The organism is Glutamicibacter sp. BW77 (genome assembly GCF_002332285.1).
Classification (GTDB): Bacteria; Actinomycetota; Actinomycetes; order Actinomycetales; family Micrococcaceae; genus Glutamicibacter; species Glutamicibacter bergerei.
This window is the reverse complement of sequence record NZ_NRGT01000075.1, coordinates 217778-238596: the sequence shown is the minus strand read 5'-3', so window position 1 is coordinate 238596 and position 20819 is coordinate 217778. Positions and strand designations below refer to the sequence as shown.

Genomic DNA, 20819 nt, shown 5'->3' with positions numbered 1-20819 from the left:
GACAGTCTAACGGGTCTGGCACGTGTTGCGTTCAGCGCTCGCCGTGGAATCGTGTTAACCTTTAATTACGAAAGAACTGATCACATATTCGGGGGCCTCCACCTATTAGGTGGACCACCTTCCGACTCTACTGAAAAGAGGGGGTCACGCCATGGGGCGCGGCCGTCAAAAGGCTAAAGCACAGCGTCAAGCGCGAGACATCAAGTACTACTCGCCCTCGACTGACCTGACAGCACTCGAGCGAGAGCTGGGTATCAGGTCCGAACATCAGACCCCAAAACCGGTGCCTGTTGATTCTTCGTATGACGACGAATATTCGAAATACGACGAGCAGACTAAAAAGTACTCGGGAGACGACGACGCCGACTAAACATCGGCCAGTTAACCGAGAGTCTTTGGCTCGGGTGCCAGCCTTCATTTGAAGTGGTGCAGCTCTACAGTACATATTTACGACAAGCCGCAACGACTAAGCTAAATTAGCTTTAGGTCGCTGCGGCATTTGTCGTGTTCGGAACCCGCGAAAGGGCGCACACTAGTGAGTACACCCGAAGAGCTATCGATTCAGATGGCCCATCAATCTGCCATTCGTTCGATGCAACGCATCGTTGAGCAACAAGCGCAGCCGCATCCCAACGCAGAAGCTCGGGCCGGAGTTCAAGCTCAGCTGGACCGTGGCAACGTCCTGGTGATGACCGGAGCCGGAGTCTCCACAGATTCGGGTATTCCTGACTACCGCGGCCCGAACGGTTCCTTACAGCGTCACCGTCCGATGACCTATCAAGAATTCAAGTATCGACCCGAAGCGCGTCAACGCTATTGGGCCCGCGGATTTGTTGGCTGGCGGCACATGTTTCGGGCCGAGCCTAACGCCATCCACCACCGACTAGTGCGTTGGGAAGAAGAAGGTCGAATCAGCGGCATCATCACCCAGAATGTTGATGGCTTGCACCAGCAAGCTGGTTCCAAGACGGTGATCCCGGTGCACGGGGACCTCTCGATAGTGCGTTGCCTAGATTGTGGGAAATCCGAAGACCGGCAGCATTTTGATGACCGGCTCCAAGAGCTCAACGTTGGCTACCTGGAAGCCGTAGACGTCGATCCTAGCGCCATCAACCCGGACGGTGACGTAGAACTGCCTCAGTACCTGGTGGACCGCTTTGTGATGGGAAACTGTCTGTATTGTGGTTCGCTGGCTTTGAAGCCGGACGTTGTCTACTTCGGGGAAAGCGTGCCAGCCGAACGCAAGGAGCAAATTGCCAGGCTTGAAGAAAGCTCCGACTCGTTGCTGGTGCTTGGATCCTCGCTGGCGGTGATGAGCGGGTACAAAATCCTTTTGAACTTTGTTAAGAGAGGTTTGCCTGTTTCCTTGGTAACTAACGGGCACGTGCGTGGCGAGCAGAAGGCCACCTGGCGTTGGCGGGTTCCGCTGGATCAGGCACTGTCCCAGCTTCACTAGCCGGGTCACTTTAACGATTTGATGCGTCACACCCGGAAAGGGGGCGACGCATCAAATCGTTAAACTAGCAGTTACTTGGCGTAGTTACCGGTCAGCAGCACGCCGCCACCGTCAACACCCTTGGCACCCTGTACATAGTCCAGACCTGCCGAGCTAGCCGCTGGGTCAAGCTTCTCTACCGAGCCCATGATCCATGCACCCATGCCAGCCTTGTTCAACAGCGCTACCGCGCGGTCAGCAACACTCTGGTCCACTACTGCCACCATGCCCACGCCCAGGTTCAGGGTGCGCTCAAGGTCAGGCAACGGAACGTTGCCGAGGGAAGCAATCGTGGAGAAGACCGCTGGAAGCGACCAGGTGGAGCGATCCACGCGAGCCATCAGCCCTTGGGGGAGTACGCGAGCCAAGTTAGCCGCCAGACCGCCACCGGTAACGTGGCTGAAGCCGTGAACGCCGAAGTCTTCTCCGGTATTCAATTCATCAATCAAGTCCAAGCAGGCAGTGGTGTAAATGCGGGTCGGAACCAACAGTTCCTCGCCCAAGGTGCGGCCGAACTCGGCGACCTCACGCTCTAGTTCCCACTTAGCATGTGCGATCACGCGGCGCACCAGCGAGTAACCGTTGGAGTGGATGCCCGAGGAAGCCATACCGATGACAACGTCGCCGGCCAGCACACGTTCTGGGCCGAGCAGCTGATCTGCCTCGATAACACCGGTGGCGGCACCTGCCACGTCGTATTCGTCTTCGGCCAGCAAGCCTGGGTGCTCAGCGGTTTCGCCGCCTACTAATGCGGTGCCTGCGAGCTTGCAACCCTCGGCGATACCTCGCACGATGTCGGCGATACGCTCCGGAACTACCTTGCCGGTAGCGATGTAATCGGTCATGAACAGCGGCTTCGCGCCAACCACTACGATGTCATCTACCACCATGCCGACCAGGTCCTGGCCGATGGTGTCGTGGATATCCAGCTTCTGGGCGATAGCCACCTTGGTGCCCACGCCATCGGTGGAAGTTGCTAGGTAAGGCTTCTTGTATCCGGTCAGGAAAGAAACATCGAATAGGCCAGCGAAACCGCCGACCCCGCCGACTACTCCGGAAGTGTGCGTGGCCTTGATGGCGCCCTTCATCAGTTCAACGGCGCGGTCACCGGCCTCGACGTCGACACCGGCTCCGGCGTAGGTGATGGAGGTGGGCTGCTCTTGCGTGCCGCTCATGGCAGATGGGTCCTTTTCTGTCGTGAACACCGAGGTAACGGTGCCGCTTGCAACGAGGTAGTAGTGAGGTGGCTAGTTACAGGGAAGATTCGAGTTCGGCATCCGGGCCCGGCTCGCAGCCGCCCTGGTTGCTCTTCTCCAGCAGGTTTTTCCCGCGGCGCTCATCACCTGGCAGCGCAATCGGGTAGTCGCCGGTGAAGCACGCGGTGCACAGCTTCTCGCGAGGCTGCAAGGTCGCACCGATCATGCCTTCCTCGGAAATGTAAGCCAAGGAATCGGCGCCGATTGACTTACCGATTTCATCCACGGCAGCACCATTGGCAATCAGTTCCGCACGGGTGGCGAAATCGATGCCGTAGAAGCAAGGCCACTTCACCGGTGGTGAAGAGATCTTTACATGGACCTCGGCGGCACCAGCTTCGCGCAACATCCGCACCACGGCGCGTTGGGTATTACCGCGCACAATCGAATCGTCCACCACAACCACGCGTTTGCCGCGCAGCACGGTTTCCAAAGCATTAAGTTTCAACTTGATACCCAGCTGACGCAAGGTCTGCGAGGGCTGGATGAAGGTGCGGCCCACATAGGCGTTCTTGACGAAACCGTGGGTGAAAGGAATCCCTGATTCCTCGGCATAACCAATGGCGGCAGGTGTGCCGGATTCCGGGACCGGGATGACAATATCTGCATCCGCACTGTTCTCACGGGCCAGCTGACGGCCCATTTCTACGCGAGCTTCATACACTGAGCGGCCAGCAATGGAAGCATCCGGGCGGGCTAGGTACACGTACTCGAAGACGCAACCCTTCGGGGTGGCTTCGGCGAAGCGAGTAGAACGCACGCCACTTTCATCGATAGCGATCAGTTCGCCAGGCTCAATTTCACGAATGAATGAGGCGCCGACGGTAGCAAGACCGGGCTGCTCGGAAGCAACAACCCAGCCACGGTCCAAACGGCCTAGAACCAGCGGGCGTACCCCGTGTGGGTCACGCGCTGCATACATGGTGTTTTCATCCATGAAGACAAAGCAGAATGCGCCTTCAATCTTCGGCAGCAACTCCAACGCGGTTTCTTCTAAGGACTGGCCTTCGGAGCCAGCAAGCAACGCGGTGACCAGCGCGGTGTCGGTGGTGTTGCCCTGAGCGATTTCGCCACGGACCTTGCCCCCGTCGGCCAGCTGCTTAGCCTCCACCATTTCGGCTAGCTGCGCCGAGTTGGTTAAGTTACCGTTATGCGCCAAAGCGACGGTGCCGGTCTGGGTAGGGCCCAAGGTTGGCTGCGCGTTGGCCCAGTGGCTTGCCCCGGTGGTGGAGTACCGGCAGTGGCCAACTGCTAGGTGGCCGGTCATCGAATTTAAGGTGTTTTCATCAAAAACCTGGGAAACCAAGCCCATGTCTTTGTACACGTTGATTCGCGAGCCATCGCTGGTGGCAATACCGGCGGACTCTTGTCCACGGTGCTGCAGAGCGTAGAGCCCGTAATAAGTTAGTTTTGCAACGTCTTCGCCAGGTGCCCAAACACCAAAAACTCCGCATTCATCCTGCGGACCTTTTTCGCTGGGAAGCAAGTCATGATTAAGTAGTCCATCGCCACGCGCCATGTCAATATTCTCTCATGTATCTATTGGTCGTCTTCGACCGCTTATGTGGTGAGCGACGACCAGGTGCGCGGCCGCCACATGCCTTCCTGGGAAGGGGAGGGCGCCTAGCCTTGTTGCTCGCTGGTGGTATCCCCGGCCAGGGGCACCGCCAGTTTTTGGGTGGTTTTGCGCGAAGTTACGCGGTCGATAATTACAAAGGCAAGTGCGCCCAGCCCAATGCCAAGTCCTGCACAAAACATGGCGAAGAATCCGATAGCCGAACCTACGGTGTAATCCATTGAAGGTTCACCAAGGAAGCCAATGATGGCACCGATCAGCGCACCGAGAACGGCGCCGGTCAGTACAAATGGCCAGAAACGTGGTGCCGCATGAACCAGCACGGTAATTGGCTGATCAGCGGATGACGGGGTGGCGGGGTGTTGCTCCATACTTTAAGGGTACTCAATTAGTGGCAGATGTGCCGACAAGTCTGCCCTTAGTCCGGAGGCATGCAATTGCCCCGATTGCACGGCCGTAGCCCAATCGGTTCTCCCGGTGACTAGCGATAGCCATAATTCAGCAGGCATTTCGACCACATTCGGAGGGGTCCCGCGGGTATGTCGAGGCCCTTCAATGCATTGGGTCACACCAAAGGGTGGGATGCGCACCTCAACAGAGTTCCCCTCGGCCCGAGAAGCGAGTTCTTCCAAGGTGAAACGCACCGCGGTAGCGAGGGTGGAACGCCCTGTTTTCCCCTGAGTTTCAGCGTTTTGCGCCCACTCGCGCAGCGCTGTGCGCCCCATGGGTTCATCGATTCTTCTTTTGATCGCCATAGCCTTAGATCTGCTTCCTTCGATGACGTGAAAATGTCATATTTCCCGCTGCTCTTACTTGGATAGGAGTGAAGATCGTCTGATTATTTCATTGCGAACCTAGCAAAGTAAGCAACTCACAAGAGTAGCGATGGGTTTTCCGGTCATCCAATGTAAAGAGGACGGCGGCGTACGGCCAATATTAGAGTGGCGACAACACCGGTAGCGATGAGGCTTAGCCCCGTCCAAGATTGGGGATGCGATTCCATGATCCATGCCCAAGGGTAGAACGAGGCTTCTTTATTCCGGGCAAAAGCCGATGCGAATACTACATAGCCGACTGGCAACACGGTCGCTGCTGCAAATAAACCAAAGAATCTGCCTAGTACCCAAAGCGCTAAAAGCCCCGCCAAATCGCGTCCATACAACGCGCCTGGCATAACCATTCCCTGGTGGGTGAGAGCCCCGACGCCAGCGCACAGCAGTGTTGATAGCAAAGCCAGAACAAGGACGAAAATAGCCGAATGGGCCCAGATGTTCCGTACCGATGAGTGCATCCAAGGTCGCTCGGCTCCAGTCACGCAAGCTCCGAGGATGACACAGAGCAATAGCGCCGGTATCACCGGAGCCGGCATCTGCGTGGGCATCGTCAGCGAGCCTAGAAAGGGAATGGAAATTAGCTTCTGCCCGTAAAATCCGGCTCCCACGCCACAAATCACAGTCGCGAATAAGCACGTCAGCCCCCGATGCGTACGGAACACAAAAGTCATGAATCTTTCCCAGGCTTTGCTGGAACTTCGCATCGAGTCAGGCTGTCATACGCTCTCAAGGCCCAGATCTGTTGTTCGTCCCTGTTCAATGACGCGAGGGGTTGTTCTAACCCACCCGAGGGGATTCCAAGAACTTGCTCCTGGGCGTACCCCGTGCTCCATTCTTGCAGTAGTTGGATCATGGCGTATTGCTGGTCGAAATCATCACTATCGCATAATTGATTTGCCAGCTGAGACGCATATGAACTGGCCGCCGCGTAGACCACTTGCTCATCGGTATAGCTTGGTTCAAAAGCAGTCAGTAGAACTCCGTCTTCTTCTACCGTTAGATCGGTATCCATTGAAGCAGTGACGCGTTGCGGTTCTGGGAAACCGACTTTAGTCAGAGAAGTGATGCTCTGGGCAACCAGCATCCGCCGGTCCCCTCCTGAGAGCTGTACCTGGTTCAAACAAACTTGCGGTCTAGTGTTCGAGCATTCGAATTGTTCGTCACTCATAGCCACCGCCGGAATACCTTCTAGATCTTTTCCCAGCCATAAGCCCGTAGCGACGGATGCCAGAATTAATAATGTTCCGGTGGCTATGTGCACTGAAGGCAACGACGCGGAGATGCGTTTCCTCTCCAACGGACGATTAGTGCCCGCGAGAATAATAAAACCTGTCGTAGACAGTGCTGAGAACACGACTAGTGCCCATATTGCATGGAAATCAATATTCTGTGCTGCCATGCAGCAACCATTAAGAGTCATTCCTGACAGGTAATGCAGAGGGAAGAAACTGCTGGTTCCGGTGAATGCAAGAAATAGGTAGCTACCCACCAAAGCCAAGGGAATCGCAAAACGACCGTGGAACCATTGGCCTAGAAGATTGCCGAACGCGGCGTGAGCGGTAATGGCCTGTACATAACCAAATAAGATCAACCCGTCACTCAGTTGCGGGATGACTTTGGAATTCAGCAAAAGAATGATGACACTTGTGAACTGGACAATGACTCCAGCGGTCACGCTAGGCCACAGACGGAAGAACACGCGCTCGAAGTAACTCCGAGACACGGCATCGAGCACACCGCGACTTAGGTTCTCCCTGCTGGATTCAACGGCTGCGCTCAACGAAGAAAGTAAACAGGAAAAAAGTAACGTCGTGGATGCAGCAGCCAACGCGGCTTGAGAACTACCCCGCACCAATTCCATCTCGGTGTAACTAAATAGATAAACCAGGGCCACTACTAAGAACAGTGGTAATAGCCAGACTGAGGGGCGTTTCGCCAACGGATACATTAGTTTTCCCTGTCGACAAGTCGTCCATAAGCTGACCGGATTTTATCGCGAGGGTCTGTTTCTGATTCTCCAAACGCCATGAATTCGAATACCGAGCCGTGGAATTTTTGCTGTCCTTTGTCTAGGACGCATATTCGATCGAAAGTACCATCGATGTCTTCAGTTTGGTGCGTCGAGACCAACACGATCTTTTCCGGATCGATTCCTTGCAAGATGGTCTGGAATCTATCGCGTTGATTCGGGTCTAGGCCCGCTGTGGGCTCGTCAAGCAGAATCACTTTTGCATCATGGGCTAAAGCTCCCGCTAGTCCGAGACGCCGTTGTTGACCGCCAGAAAGTGCCGTGGCCTTGCTCTGTGCCATCTCGGTAAGTCCTACCTGGCTGATCGCGGCCGGGGCGCGGCGTTTGGCTTCGCGCCGGGATGCTCCATTCAGCCATGCGCTGTAGGTGACGTGGTCCTGTACCGTCAGTCCGCCGACAGGAACAAAATCTTGAGGAAGCCAGGAAATTTGCTGCCGATACTTGCGTAAATTAGTAGCAGGTACCGAACTGTCAGAATCGTTTAAGGCGATGTATCCGGACTTATGACTGAGCACCGTTGCGAGCAAGGCAATGAGTGTGGATTTTCCAGCCCCGTTTGGGCCAAGAAGCGCCGTGCGCCCCGGACCAAAAACTACATTGAGGTTTTGTAGCAAAACGGCGCTACGAGGGTAGGAGAATGAAAGATTCTCCATGGCTAAAGTCGACATACGTTGAGTTGGGATTCCTTTTGCTTGGTAGCTTTCACCGGAAAAGCCCAAGGGCCGTCGTGAGACCAAATGTCACGGCCAGAAAATAGATTGCTGCACCAGACAAACCGAGGACATGTTGTCGTTTCTCGTCTGGGTTGTCGGTGCAAACGGATTAGATACTTCTGCAGACATACCCAGCACGCCTTCGGCACCCAACTTGGCAATAATCCCCGTGGATTCGTTAACGATGGTGTTCGGGCTGCCGGGACCGCGTACCGCCCAAGGATGTTCGCGCATCGCGTGTGCGACGGCACGAACATGCTGATCGCTGCCGGTACTGAGATTTTTGAACCCCTTGGCTAAGGAATGCAAGGATATCTGCGGTGCCGGAGCACCGCACCCATCCACCCCCACAAAAGTTACCGGTCCGCAGAATTCTTCAATTGCTTCTAACGCGCACTGCTGTACCGGATGCTCTGGATTCAGATACGTTTCTACCGGTTCTCCGCGCGATACCGCGGCGGCAAGAAATGCCGCGTGTTTGCCCGAACAGTTGAATGCCAACTTGTTTTGACTGTGCCCACCGATGATCATTTCGGTTCTGGCGGCGGAATCGCCTGGCCATGAAGCCGGACACTGCAAATGATCTTCGTCCAAGTTCACCGAGGCGAGCACACTGTGCGCCAACTGCTGATGTCTGGCGGTACCCAAGTGGCTGGCGCAAGCCAAAGCTAGTTGGGCGGAGCTCAGAACCGCCCCGGCACGCAGAGAACCGATAGCTTGAAAAGGTTTCAGCGCGGAACGCGGAAAGATCAGGGCCTGCGGATCGCCGAGGGCTTCGAGTATTTCTCCCGAAGCGTCCAGCACCACCGCGGCTCCATAATGTCTGGATTCAACGACCGAATTTCGGGTAACCCGAAGCAGCTCTGTGCAGTGTGTGATGTCTATCGCCGAAGCCATACGACTCAGTCTAAGCGGTGCATTGAGCACCTCGAATATCAGGAAACCCTAGAAACCCGAAGAGAAATAGTGACTCGTAAGAAGTGTTCATTGACCGGTCACAGACCAATAACCTGGCACTAATCTCCGGTAAACTCGGCGGGGTGAAGGTACTGGTTATTGGCCCAGGCGGCCGTGAGCATGCAATTGTCCGTGCACTGAGTGCAGACCCCTACGTCAATGAGGTTCATTGCGCTCCCGGTAACGCCGGTATCGCACAGGACGTCACCACCCACAACATCGATGCGCAAGACCCACAAGCGGTGCTGGCGCTGGCTAAGGAACTGGCAAGCGAGCTAGTGATCGTTGGTCCCGAAGCGCCCTTGGCCGCCGGTGTAGCCGACGCGTTAATCGAAGCCGGCATCCCCGTTTTCGGACCAACCAAGGCCGCAGCCCAGCTGGAGGCTTCCAAAGCATTTGCCAAGGACGTGATGGCCGCCGCGCAGGTGCCCACCGCGATGGCGCATGTGGCCACCAACTCGGCAGAAGCAGCCTCGGCGCTTGACGACTTTGGCGCACCCTACGTGGTTAAAGACGACGGCTTGGCAGCCGGCAAGGGCGTGGTTGTCACCAATGACCGCGCCGAAGCCCTAGCCCACGCCGAAGTCTGCTTTGCTGCTGGCGGTACCGTGGTCATCGAAGAATTCTTGGACGGTCCAGAAGTTTCGCTCTTCGTCATCTGCGACGGTAAGCACGCGGTGCCTCTGGCACCGGCGCAAGACTTCAAACGAATCTTCGACAATGATCAGGGACCTAATACCGGTGGTATGGGCGCCTACTCACCGCTTGAATGGTTGCCCGAAACCTTCGTCGACGAGGTCATGGACCGCGTCGCCTACCCAACTTTGCGCGAAATGGAAAAGCGTGGCACCCCGTTCACCGGTGTGCTGTACTGCGGCCTTGCCATTACCAAGCGTGGCATCCGCGTCATTGAGTTTAACGCCCGCTTCGGTGACCCTGAGACTCAAGCGGTCCTGGCTCGTCTGAAGACTCCATTGGGCGGCATCCTGCTGGCTGCGGCGAACGGAACCTTGGATGACGCCGAACAGCTGCGTTGGTCCTCGAAGACCGCAGTTGACGTAGTCATTGCCGCCGAGAACTATCCTGACGCCCCGGTGAAAGGCGAAATAATTCAAGGGCTTGAACAGGCCAACGCGGTTCCTAACGTCCATGTCATGCATGCTGGCACCAGCGCCGATGCCGACGGTAACATCATCGTGTCTGGCGGACGTGTGTTGGCCGTCGTTGCCCTAGGCGATGATCTGTCCAGTGCCCGGGCTAGCGCCTATGCCGGTGTTGCGAAGATCAGTTGGCCTGGAGCGCAGTCGCGCAGCGACATCGCATTGAAGGCCGAACGTGGAGAAATCCTAACGAATGAGGAAAGTAAGTAATGGCAGGATTGCAGACAGAAACACTTTCCTTAGAAGGTTGGGACCATTTCTACTCCGGTAAGGTCCGAGATCTTTACGTACCGGCAGGTGTCAGTTTTGCAGACTCGGACCGGGTGCTCGTTGTCGCCTCGGACCGAATCAGTGCTTATGATTTTGTACTGACCAGCGAGATCCCCGATAAGGGCAAGGTGCTGACCCAGCTCAGTGTGTGGTGGTTCAATCAGCTAAGCGATTTTGCCAATCACGTGATCTCCACCGAGGTGCCAGAGGCAGTTGCCGGACGTGCGATGGTGTGCAAAAAGCTTGAGATGTACCCCATCGAGTGCATTGCTCGTGGATACCTGACCGGCTCTGGCTTGGTCGAGTACAAGGTCTCTTCCACGGTGTGTGCATTGCCGTTGCCAGCAGGTCTGGTTGATGGTTCACGGTTGCAACCAGCGTTGTTCACCCCTTCGGCTAAGGCTGAAGTAGGGGAACACGACGAAAACATTTCCTTTGAGCAGACCGTGGAGCGCGTTGGTCTAGACGTCTCCGAAGCGCTACGGGAAAAGACCGTCGCACTTTACGAGCGTGCCGAGAAGATTGCGCGTGAACGCGGCATCATCCTGGCCGATACGAAAGTCGAGTTTGGGTTGGACCCTGCTACCGGGGACATTACCTTGGGCGATGAGGTGCTCACCCCGGACTCCTCGCGTTTCTGGGATGCGCAGTCTTATGAACCTGGTAAGGCACAGGATAGCTTTGACAAGCAGTTCGTCCGTGACTGGTTGAGCTCAGCAGAATCCGGGTGGGACAAGAATTCCGGGCAGCAGCCTCCGGCATTGCCAGCAGAAATTATCGAGAAGACTCGTGCCCGGTATATCGAAGCATATGAGCGATTGACCGGACTGAAGTTCTCAGCCTAATCGATCCAAAAATAGGCCGGGGTGAAGAAGGATCTTCGCTCCGGCCTATTTTTACGCCCGTTTACTGTGCGTCTGTAGCTTCCTTGCGTATTTGGTAGATCACGTAGCCGTAGCTCAACTGCGTGGCGTGAGGGTGCCTGGCAATCCATTCGTTTGCCAGCTGCGTAGGGAATTCGATGTGCAGGACGCTGGCAAGATCCTGGACAGAATCAAACTTCCAGCTGCTCATCACCTCATGCCGGGTGGCACCGTGGTCTTCCCACCATGCGTTGGTGAAGTTTGACTCGCCTTGTGCCGCCGCCCAGGGGCTACTTTGCAGCAGCGATGCGAACTCACCGTGTTGCTGATCGTTATCGATCACCAGCAAGGAACCACCTGGACGTAGGACTCGCAACGCTTCAGCAACTCCCGCCGAACAATCGTTCTTAGGGGACGGGAAAAAATACGCAAAGCGAGCATGAATCACGTCTAGGCTTTCATCGGCACACGGAAGATGCTCGGCGGAACCTTGATGCACCTGGATATGGGCACTACGTGCACGTGCCGCTTGAAGTAAATTAGCATCTGGCTCTACTCCGATGACGGTTCCCGAATCGCTGAGGTACTTCGGCAACCAATAACCGGTGCCGCACCCTAAGTCCAACAAATCTTTGCCATCCCAAGGCGCGAGATCTTCAAGCCGCGCAAAGAGGGCTCCGCTTCGATCCATTGCATTGTTTTCAATTTCATAAACTTCCGGATGCAAGCCTTGATTCGGGGCCTGAACGAAGTCACTGAGTTCGTTAGTCATCTTCAACAGGCCAGCTAAACTAGCGAATCCTTCCATGCCTTATGCAGGGAAGCGAAGCGACCCTGATCAGCGATGAGCTGCTCGGGAGTCCCATCTTCGATAATCTTGCCATCGTGGACCACAAGCACCCGGTCCGCAATCTGCACTGTGGACAAGCGGTGCGCAATAATCAGTGCCGTACGATTACCCAGCAGCTGCTGCAGACCACGTTGTACGGCGCGCTCGGAAGGGATATCCAGCGAGCTGGTCGCCTCATCGAGGATCAGGACAGCAGGATCCGCCAGGAAGGCGCGAGCGAAGGAAATGAGCTGTCGTTGACCGGCAGAGACTCGGCCACCGCGCTTATTCAGATCGGTATCGTAGCCTTCGGGTAGTTCCAAGATAAATTCGTGGGCACCAACCGCCTTGGCAGCGTCCTGGATTTCTGCCAGCGTTGCCGTCGGATTTCCCAGCGCAATATTCTCGGCCACCGAACCAGAGAACAGGAAGGCTTCCTGAGTCACCATCACTACGTGCTCGCGTAATTCATTATTTGAGATTTCTTGAATTGGCACCGAATCTATTTCGAGACTTCCAGAGCGCAAATCATAAAAACGTGAGATGAGTTTGGCCAGGGTTGATTTGCCGGCACCGGTTTGTCCGACCACCGCAACGGTTTGCCCTGCCTCAAGCTTGAGGTCAAAGCGATCCATAATGATAGGACCCTGCCCGTAACCAAAGACCGCGTCACGAAAAACTATCTCGCCCTTAACCTGGTCGATGCTCCGCGGCTTGAGCGGCTCCTTGACGCTTGGCTCTTCCTCCAAAAGTCCGGACACTTTTTCAAGCGCTGCGGTGGCCGATTGCAAGGACGAATAGAACATCGCGATCTGCTCCACGGGTTGGAAGACGCGTTTAGCCGCTAGCAACAGCGCAACCATCACACCGACCGCCAGCGTGCCATCCAAGATTCGAAAACCACCATAGGCGAGCAGTGCCGCCACGGTGAGGTTACCAATGAGCACTAGGCCAGGCTGCAGAATTCCAAAGAGATTAAAGGAACGTACCGAGTTGACCCGGTATTTTTCTGCGATATCGCCATAATTTTCATCGTTGGCAGCTTCGCGACGGAAAGCCTTCACCGCACGGATACCTGTCATGGTTTCCACAAAAGTGGAGATGACTTTCGCGGAGACCACGCGAGATTCGCGATAGAGGACCTCGGAACGGCTTTGATACCAAAAGAACAGGATCGTGACCGGGACGGCGGCAATGCACAACACCAATCCGCTGCGCCAGTCCAAAGCAAAGATAGTGATCAGCGTGAAGACCACAAACACACAGGAAGAGGCTAGTTCCGAGACGCCTTGGTCCAATAACTCGCGCAGGGTCTCTAGGTCCGAGGTCTGCCGGGAGATGATGCGACCGGAGGTGTAGTTCTCATGGAATTCTAGGCTCAATCGTTGCGTGTGGCGGAAGACTTGTTGGCGCAGATCTAGGAGCATGGCCTGAGAAATTCGGGCTGCACAGTTGATGTACCAAGCTAATAAGACACCAGCAAGAATCGCGCAAATAATATAAGCGCCACCTGATATTCCCAGGGCACTCCAGTTGCCCTCACGGACCTGGGGTAACGTCCAGTCGATGGCCAAGGCAATGAGCAACGGCAAGGCGACTCGAGCCGCATTCGAAACCAAGACCAGCGCCACGGTGAGGATAAATAATTTCTTCTGTGGCATAGCCAGCCTGGCCAGCAACCTAAAGGAACGGCTACGAACCTGTTTACGTTGAACACCGCTGAGGTTGATGTTGTCTTCGTCAGAGACACCCATAGGTTTGCTCATCGTGAGATCTCCTCGTTGATCGGTGCTTCGTCATCCAAGCTGGCAATCACGTAGCGGTAATGTTCATTGGTGCTGAGCAGATGTGTGTGGCTGCCGATTGCGTCGATACGTCCATCACGAAGTAGCGCGACCCGGTCTGCAAGCATCACGGTGGAGGGCCGGTGGGCGACTACCAAGGTTGTTGTTCCGCGAAGAACTTCACGAAGCTTGGTGGTCACTGCCTCCTCGGTGCGTACATCTAAGGCAGAGAGCGGATCATCAAGAACCAAGATACGCGGTTGCGCCGCAATGGCGCGGGCCAAGGCCAAACGCTGACGTTGTCCGCCAGAAAGTGAGAGACCTTCTTCACCGATCAGGGTCTCAACCCCTTGGGGTAACTGGTACGCGAATTGCGCCTGGGCAACATCCAAAGCCTGCGTGAGAAGTTCCTCGCGCTGCGCAGAGGTTAGCCCCTCTGGAGCGCCGAGCAACACGTTTTCGCGGATGGAATTTGAAAAGAGGGTCGTGTCTTCAAAGGCTACGGCGATCTCTTGTCGAAGTTTTTCTAGGTCCCATTCACGCACGTCTTGGCCGTGGACTAGGACCTGTCCTGCGCTCACATCGTGCAGTCGTGGCACGAGATTGAGCAAGGTGGACTTACCTGAGCCGGTGATTCCTACCAAAGCCATGGTTTCTCCGGGGCGGATAGTGAAGTCGATATCCGCAAGCACAGGACGGCCTCGCCCCGAATCGTCGGGATAGGCAAAACGCACGTGCTTCAGTTGTACTTCACCGGTTCGCTCCTGGGGTGTGCGAGGCTCCTTTGGCGAAACAATATCGTTGTCGGCATCCATCACTTCGAAGTGCCTGTCTAAGGCGGTTTTGGTGCTTAGCGTCATGCCAAGTAGCATTCCCATGCCCTCTACCGGACCGGCAATAACTGCTGCGATCGCAAAGTACGCAACCAAGGAACCAACACTCAATGAGCCGCCGGCAACCATTGGAATACCGATGAGTAGACCGATTCCTAGAATCGTTTCTGGGATTGCAACTACCGTCATCAAGAAACCAGCCAAGGTTTTTGCCTTGGAGATCTCGGTTTGCTGTAGCGACTTGGCCTGTTCGCTGAAGCCTTCGTAGACGTAGCGTCCACGGCCGAAAGCCTTGATGACGCGGATGCCGTGGACTGACTCTTCGACCGCTGTGGCGAGGTCACCAGCCTGGTCTTGGCTTAGCCGGCTTGCTGCCCGATAGTTGTTTCTGAAGTGGTAGGCCTTGATAGAGATAGGGATGGCACCGAGCAGATAGAGCAAGCCAAGAATCCACGAGTGGAAAAACATCAGTACCAGACCGGTGATCACGGTTACGGTATCTACCACGAGCATCATCGCGCCAAAGGCGAGCCAACGCCGTAGCAGCGACAGATCAGACATGGAGCGGGAAAGGAGCTGCCCCGAGCCCCAACGCTCGTGGAACGCCACGGGAAGTCGCTGCAGGTGCTTGTAGAAGCGGATCCTCATGTGTGCTTCGAGTCCTGCTGCCGGGTTAAGAACAAACTGCCGGCGGAGGAAGATGAACAGTGCTTCGAGGAACCCTAGGCCACCGACAATAGCCATGGCGATCCAGATTTGGGTACTGGTGCCATCGGCGTCCAATACGTTATTGACCAGCCATGCAAGTACCTGCGGGATTGCCAGGGCCACAATGCCTGCACCCAAAGCGCAGAAAAAACCGCCAATGAGGCGGGGGAGAATCGGACGGACAAAAGGTCCAAGCCGTTTGAGAGTGGTAGTTAATGAAACCGCTTCTGCCGGTTCCGCGTTTTGTTCTCGCGCCATGCGCTTTACCCCACCATCACCAAAAAATATCGACCGGACTACAGCCTACAGTCAGTAGTTGGGAAAATTCAATCAAACAATCCCTATCCGATAGATTATTTGTATCAGGCTCAGAAACGACTTCAGACCCCGTGCTTAGTAAAAGCACGGGGTCTGAAAAGTTGGTGACTGTTAGTCTTTGGCGGTCAGCGTCAGAAGTATCGCCTCGGGTGGGCAAGCTATACGGATCGGGGCAAAACGAGAGTGTCCAATGCCGGCTGAAACGTTGAGCGGAACACTGCGTCCAGCATGTTCCCAATTTGTCAGACCACGTGCTCGCCAGGTGGGCAAGTCACAATTTGACACTAGCGCGCCATAACCTGGGATGCAGACCTGCCCGCCGTGGGTATGCCCGGCAAAGATGATGTCGGCACCTTCTTCGGTGAACTGATCCAGCACTCGTTGGTAGGGGGCGTGTGTTAATGCGATACGTACATGTGGTGCCTGGTAACTGGTGGAAGAGCCCTGTGGCCAGCCAGCGAATTGGTCTCGGTCCAAATGAGGGTCGTCGATACCGGTGAGATCAAGTCGGAGCCCATTGAGCGCTGTGGAGTAGGAGCGGTTGGTCATGTTGACCCAGCCGGCGGCTCCAAACGCCTGGTGCATCTGCTCAAAAGGAAGCATGTCGCGGTCCGAGGGGTTAGGTCGGCCGGTATTGCGTGTGAGGTATTTGAAAGGATTTTTCGGCTTCGGTGCGTAATAACAATTTGATCCGGGAACAAAGGCGCCAGGAAATTGCATCAGTGGCTGCAACGCGTCGATTAACGCAGGCACTGCCTCCCGGTGGCTGAGGTTGTCACCGGTATTGATCACGTAGTCGGGTCGCTCATCTGCCAGCTGATGTAACCAGCGGCGTTTCAGAGCCTGTCCGGGGATCATATGGATATCCGAGAGATGCAAAACGCGCATATCTGCCGCACCACGCGGCAAGACTTTGACGGTTTCGCGGCGTAGCCCGAATTTCTGTGTCTCGTAAAGCCCGTACCCAAGCAGTGCGCTTCCAACCGCGGCGGCACCGCCGGCAAGTAGCGCTGTGGTGCTGGTGGCTCGACCGAATGCCGAAGAGAAATTAGTTTTTTCAACCATGACCGGTGCGTCATTGTCCTTTCGGGGGAACAGACCCATCTGAGTCTGGTGGTAATGCCAATCTAAACCGAAAGGCCGCGTTCAACCAAAGTTGAACGCGGCCTTTTGAGGTTATTTAGTCGTTCGAGCCATCTCCGGGCTTGGCGGGGGCAGTCGGTTTGGACTTCTCTTTGCCCTTATTTTCAGACTTCTTCGAATCAGACTTGTTGTCGTCCGACTTCTTGGAATCTTCCTTTTTAGAGTCTTCCTTCTTCGAATCCGACTTATTGTCCGAGTTGTCTTCTTCCTTCGGCTTCGGCTTTGGTTTGGGAGCCTTTGACACGGAACCGAAGGAGCTGCGGTCATACTGCTGAACAGCCTTGGACATGAAATCGACCCAGAGCGGAGCGGCGAAGGTCGAGGAGTCGACCATCTTTGGGGCACGCTGGTCGTTGATCAGAGCGCCGTGCATCTGGTTTTGTTTAGTGGCGGCTTTACCTTTTAGTCGTCCAACCCACGAAGCGGTGGAAATGCCGGTGCTGTAGCCCACGAACCAGGTCGATGTGGCGTAGTCATTCGTACCGGTCTTGCCGGCAATCGGCCCGGCAACCTGTCCCTTGGAAACACGGTTGGTCGCAATCTTCTTGAGCGTTCCGTTGAGGTCAGCAACGTGCTGCGGATCAATCTCTTGCGAGCACTCTTCCTTAGGAACCTTGTACTTGGTTCCGTCTTTATCCTCTACCGACGTGATGGCACGTGGCTCGCAGTATTCACCCTTGTTTGCAAAGGTAGCAAAAGCAGCTGCCTGCGCAAGGGGGGTGATATTGGCAGAACCAATGATGAACGCAGGGTTCGCCGGTGAAATCGGAGCTGGCTTACCTTCATCGGCATCCTGATCCAGCAAGCCAAGCTTGGTGGTGTAGTCAGCGATGGTGCAAAGGTCTACCTTGTGCGCTTCTTGGACCGTTGCCGAGTTAATCGACCAGTACAGGCCGGTATCAACGGTCATAGTGCGGTAGAAACCAGGTGAGGCATTTTTAGGAGTCCACTTTGAACCTACTGTGGCAGTCCCACCCGGCAAGCAGGAAGCCTTCCATTTGCTACCAGGAAGGAAAGTTTCGCGTTTCGCATTGATCTTGTCGTACATGTGATGGCCCTCGTGGAGCCACGCAAGTGTGGTGTATGGCTTCATGGTCGAACCGCCCTGGAAGCCACCCGCGCCGCCGAGTGAACGTTCTACAGCGAAGTTGTAGAAGGTACGGCTGCCGGATTCCTTGGATTCCGGTGCGTACTCGGTGTTCTGCGCCATGGTGAGGATGTTGCCGGTGCCCGGCTCAACCGAAACCAGCGAGGAGTAGATGTCCTTGTTCGACTTGGCGTGAGGATCAATCGCTTGGCGAGCGTCCTTGGCAGCCTGTTTGTTCAAGGCAGAATTCAGTGTGGTCTTGATGGTCAAGCCACCGCGGAAGAGCAAGTTCTGGCGATCCTCTTTGGTCTTACCAAAGTTCTTGTCCTTGAGGATCAAGTTGGTGACGTAGTCACAGAAATATCCGTCGTCCTCGGCAGCCATGCAGCCCGAGGCTGACGAACTAGGCTTCGTCCCAAGCTTGGACTTGACGGCCTTGTCGTATTCCTTCTTGGTGATCGCACCGGTGCGGTACATATTGCCCAGCACCTTGTTGCGACGGTCCAAGGAGCGCTCGGGGTTATTGATTGGGTTGTACACGTTTGGAAGCTGAACCATGCCGGCAAGCATTGCCGACTGCTGCAGGTTCAAATCCTTGGCGTCTACAGAGAAGAAGCGCTGAGCGGCAGCCTGCACGCCATACTCACGGCCGGAGAAGAGAACCAAGTTAAGGTAGCCTTCAAGGATTTCGTCCTTAGACATTTCCTTTTCGATAGCTACCGCATACTTCAGCTCACGAATTTTGTCAGAGTATTCTTTCTGACCAGAAACGGTGCGGTCCTTGGAACCGGTCAAAATCTGGTTATTGACCAAAAGGTTGTTGACGTACTGCTGAGTCAACGTTGACGCACCGGAACGTGACGAGCTCGTCAGGTTACCGACTACCGCACGGGCGATGCCCTTGGGGTCGATACCGTTGTGCTCGTAAAAACGCTCATCTTCCACGGAAACGATTGCCTTACGCATTTCCGGAGAAATATCCTTGAGCTTCACCGGTTCGCGGTTCTGTTCGTAGAACGTCGCGATCTCCTTGCCCTCGGTGTCTAAGACACGCGAAGGCTGCGGAATTGGAAGCTTCTCGAAGGTGCTCGGAAGCGCGCTTACAATGTTATTTCCGGTGGTCAAACCGGTTTTTGCGATTGCTGCCACGGGGACGATCATGCCCGCGGCCAGCACACCACAAAGGGCACTGATTCCGAAGAACGCAACGATCTTTCCCAGAGTGGTAGCTGTGTCAAAAAAGGGGGACTTCTTGGCTGCCATACCTACTAGTTTACAAGGACGCGCTAACCTATCGAGTATGACTAAATGGGAATACGCCACTTTGCCGCTCGTTATCCACGCAACCAAGCAGATTTTGGATCAGTGGGGTGACGGTGGTTGGGAGCTGGTAGCAATCGTTCCAGGCCCAAATGGCACCAATCCAGTGGCCTACATGAAGCGTCCAAAAGCTTAACTTTTAGAAGGAGTAAAACCCCATGCAAGAAGCTACTTCCTCGCGTGTCGAGGCCCGTCTGGCCGAGCTCGGTCTTTCGTTGCCAGCTGTGGCCAAGCCGGTCGCCGCGTACCTGCCAGCGGTCACCACTGGCAACTACGTTTACACCTCCGGTCAGCTGCCGCTGATTAACGGTGAACTCTCAGCTCGAGGCAAAGTCGGGGCAGAAGTCTCGGCCGAAGAAGCCAAGGCTTTGGCACAGACCTGCGCACTGAATGCGCTGGCAGCGATCAAAGCGGAAATAGGTGACCTAGATCGCATTACGCGTATCGTGAAGGTCGTTGGCTTCGTGTCGTCTGATCCAACGTTTACCGGTCAGCCTGGTGTCATCAACGGAGCATCCGAATTCTTCGGAAATGTTCTTGGCGAAGCCGGAGTGCATGCACGTTCGGCAGTCGGCGTGGCCGTCTTGCCATTGGACGCTCCGGTTGAGGTTGAGGTCATCGCCGAATTTGAGTAGTCCACAACGCGATTCCGGTGTGCGCGCAGGCCGGGCGATCCCGTCCGGCGCGCGCACCGGCATGGCGCGTCGCCTGGTTGAGCTGCCGCCGCATCAAATTCCAGCGGCGGAAAATTGGTTTACCTACGGCTCTCGCACACCTAGGGCCGCACGCCGAGCTTCATCAGTGTGCCTGGTGCAAGATGGCGCCCATGGCGTGGAAACCTTTTTGGGTTACCGCTCTGGTGAATCACCCTTGGGGAGTGTGGCGTTTCCTGGTGGAAGCGTTGAGGTTGGAGACCGCGCCGAATACAGGTGGTTTGGTCCGAACCTGACCTGGTGGTCCAAACGTTTAGATGTGCTGGATCAACAGCTGGTCCGCGTACATCTAGTTTGCGCAATCAGAGAGCTCTTTGAAGAAACCGGAATCTTGCTGGCCGGCACCGACGAGCAATCGGTGATCGAAATGACCGATCCGGAAGAATGGATGTCCGCCCGTGAGGCTATTGCCGGGCAGGACTTAGAGTTTGCAGAATTTTTGCGCAGACGTGGCTTAGGGCTGCGTACGGATCTCTTGCGTCCGGTGGCTCACTGGGTGAGTCCTAACTTCGCATTCCGCCGTTTTGACACCTGGTACTTCGCGGCGACGGTTCCATTGCGTCAGGAACCCTCTCTATTGCGCGCTAAGGGCCAATGGGCGCAATGGTGCAGTACGGAGCAGATCATCGAGCAGCGGGCTACCAGCGGCCTCGGAGACCTGATTGGGCAGCCCGATACCCAAGGGCTGCGGCTTTCACAAATTACCAGTCCCGCGGTGGAGCTCATGCTCGAGCGCATGGTGGACGCTCACGGAGTGGTCGCGTACCTTTCCCGTGCACGGAGCCTGGATGTTCAACACCCGGACCTGCTGGTGCGTGATGGCACCTATTATCTTGAAGTACTTGGAACCTTAGGGGACGAATCAACTCGTCCTTGGCAGGCCGAACCAGGACACTAAAAACTTTGCGCACAAAGAACTATGGCCGGAAATC

Annotated in this window: 18 protein-coding genes; 6 read left to right on the top strand and 12 right to left on the bottom strand. The window is 55.6% G+C overall.

The genetic code is table 11. The features are described 5' to 3' along the window. The first annotated feature begins 151 nt into the window (after positions 1-151). Both CIK74_RS15360 and CIK74_RS15355 read left to right on the top strand, forming a co-directional pair. Positions 152-370 (top strand): DUF3073 domain-containing protein, encoded by a 219-nt coding sequence (locus CIK74_RS15360; RefSeq protein WP_096257058.1) that lies wholly within the window; start codon positions 152-154, stop codon positions 368-370. A gap of 165 nt (positions 371-535) precedes the next feature. After that, a complete protein-coding gene (locus CIK74_RS15355) occupies positions 536-1456 on the top strand; it encodes a Sir2 family NAD-dependent protein deacetylase (RefSeq protein ID WP_343251931.1) in 921 nt (306 codons plus the stop codon). Positions 1457-1527: 71 nt separating this feature from the next. Here CIK74_RS15355 and purM read toward each other — a convergent pair whose 3' ends face one another. The 7 genes from purM to CIK74_RS15315 form a co-directional block, all read right to left on the bottom strand. Then, positions 1528-2670 carry a phosphoribosylformylglycinamidine cyclo-ligase gene (gene purM, locus CIK74_RS15350; protein WP_096257056.1) on the bottom strand — a complete coding sequence of 381 codons (1143 nt, stop codon included), beginning with the start codon at positions 2668-2670 and terminating at the stop codon, positions 1528-1530. 76 nt (positions 2671-2746) lie between these two features. Next, positions 2747-4270: an amidophosphoribosyltransferase gene (purF, locus tag CIK74_RS15345; protein ID WP_096257055.1), complete on the bottom strand. Its 1524-nt coding sequence runs from the start codon at positions 4268-4270 to the stop codon at positions 2747-2749. A 104-nt stretch (positions 4271-4374) separates the two neighbouring features. Continuing rightward, positions 4375-4698 carry a hypothetical protein gene (locus tag CIK74_RS15340; protein WP_096257054.1) on the bottom strand — a complete coding sequence of 108 codons (324 nt, stop codon included), beginning with the start codon at positions 4696-4698 and terminating at the stop codon, positions 4375-4377. Positions 4699-4701: 3 nt separating this feature from the next. Next, positions 4702-5082: a sterol carrier family protein gene (locus CIK74_RS15335; protein WP_096257053.1), complete on the bottom strand. Its 381-nt coding sequence runs from the start codon at positions 5080-5082 to the stop codon at positions 4702-4704. 745 nt (positions 5083-5827) lie between these two features. Continuing rightward, a complete protein-coding gene (locus tag CIK74_RS15325) occupies positions 5828-7108 on the bottom strand; it encodes a hypothetical protein (protein WP_096257051.1) in 1281 nt (426 codons plus the stop codon). Then, positions 7108-7857, bottom strand: coding sequence for an ATP-binding cassette domain-containing protein (locus CIK74_RS15320; protein ID WP_096257050.1), 750 nt, complete (start codon positions 7855-7857; stop codon positions 7108-7110). The genes CIK74_RS15325 and CIK74_RS15320 overlap by 1 nt, the downstream gene beginning before the upstream one ends. Positions 7858-7929: 72 nt before the next feature. After that, a complete protein-coding gene (locus CIK74_RS15315; protein ID WP_096257049.1) occupies positions 7930-8799 on the bottom strand; it encodes an asparaginase in 870 nt (289 codons plus the stop codon). 143 nt (positions 8800-8942) lie between these two features. On the opposite strand from CIK74_RS15315, the gene purD reads away from it, so the two are divergent. Together purD and CIK74_RS15305 are read left to right on the top strand one after the other, a co-directional pair. Continuing rightward, positions 8943-10229, top strand: coding sequence for a phosphoribosylamine--glycine ligase (gene purD, locus CIK74_RS15310; RefSeq protein ID WP_096257095.1), 1287 nt, complete (start codon positions 8943-8945; stop codon positions 10227-10229). After that, positions 10229-11134, top strand: a complete 906-nt coding sequence (locus tag CIK74_RS15305; RefSeq protein WP_096257048.1) for a phosphoribosylaminoimidazolesuccinocarboxamide synthase — start codon at positions 10229-10231, stop codon at positions 11132-11134. The genes purD and CIK74_RS15305 overlap by 1 nt, the downstream gene beginning before the upstream one ends. 61 nt (positions 11135-11195) lie before the next feature. On the opposite strand, the gene CIK74_RS15300 is transcribed toward CIK74_RS15305, so the two are convergent. The 5 genes from CIK74_RS15300 to CIK74_RS15280 form a co-directional block, all read right to left on the bottom strand. Continuing rightward, entirely contained in the window at positions 11196-11924 is a 729-nt protein-coding gene (locus tag CIK74_RS15300) for a class I SAM-dependent methyltransferase (RefSeq protein WP_096257047.1), read from the bottom strand. Positions 11925-11938: 14 nt separating this feature from the next. After that, on the bottom strand, positions 11939-13747 hold the full coding sequence (locus CIK74_RS15295; RefSeq protein ID WP_096257046.1) for an ABC transporter ATP-binding protein: 1809 nt from the start codon (positions 13745-13747) through the stop codon (positions 11939-11941). After that, complete coding sequence (locus CIK74_RS15290) at positions 13744-15564, bottom strand: ABC transporter ATP-binding protein (protein WP_096257045.1); 1821 nt, start codon at positions 15562-15564, stop codon at positions 13744-13746. The genes CIK74_RS15295 and CIK74_RS15290 overlap by 4 nt, the downstream gene beginning before the upstream one ends. Before the next feature lie 171 nt (positions 15565-15735). Beyond that, positions 15736-16689: a metallophosphoesterase gene (locus tag CIK74_RS15285; protein ID WP_096257044.1), complete on the bottom strand. Its 954-nt coding sequence runs from the start codon at positions 16687-16689 to the stop codon at positions 15736-15738. 115 nt (positions 16690-16804) lie between these two features. Next, positions 16805-19117, bottom strand: a complete 2313-nt coding sequence (locus CIK74_RS15280; RefSeq protein ID WP_096257043.1) for a transglycosylase domain-containing protein — start codon at positions 19115-19117, stop codon at positions 16805-16807. Between the two features lie 215 nt (positions 19118-19332). Here CIK74_RS15280 and CIK74_RS15270 point away from each other — a divergent pair, with 215 nt between their 5' ends. Together CIK74_RS15270 and CIK74_RS15265 are read left to right on the top strand one after the other, a co-directional pair. After that, positions 19333-19809: a RidA family protein gene (locus CIK74_RS15270; protein WP_096257041.1), complete on the top strand. Its 477-nt coding sequence runs from the start codon at positions 19333-19335 to the stop codon at positions 19807-19809. Next, entirely contained in the window at positions 19802-20785 is a 984-nt protein-coding gene (locus CIK74_RS15265) for an NUDIX hydrolase (protein ID WP_240520561.1), read from the top strand. The genes CIK74_RS15270 and CIK74_RS15265 overlap by 8 nt, the downstream gene beginning before the upstream one ends. Positions 20786-20819: the final 34 nt, after the last annotated feature.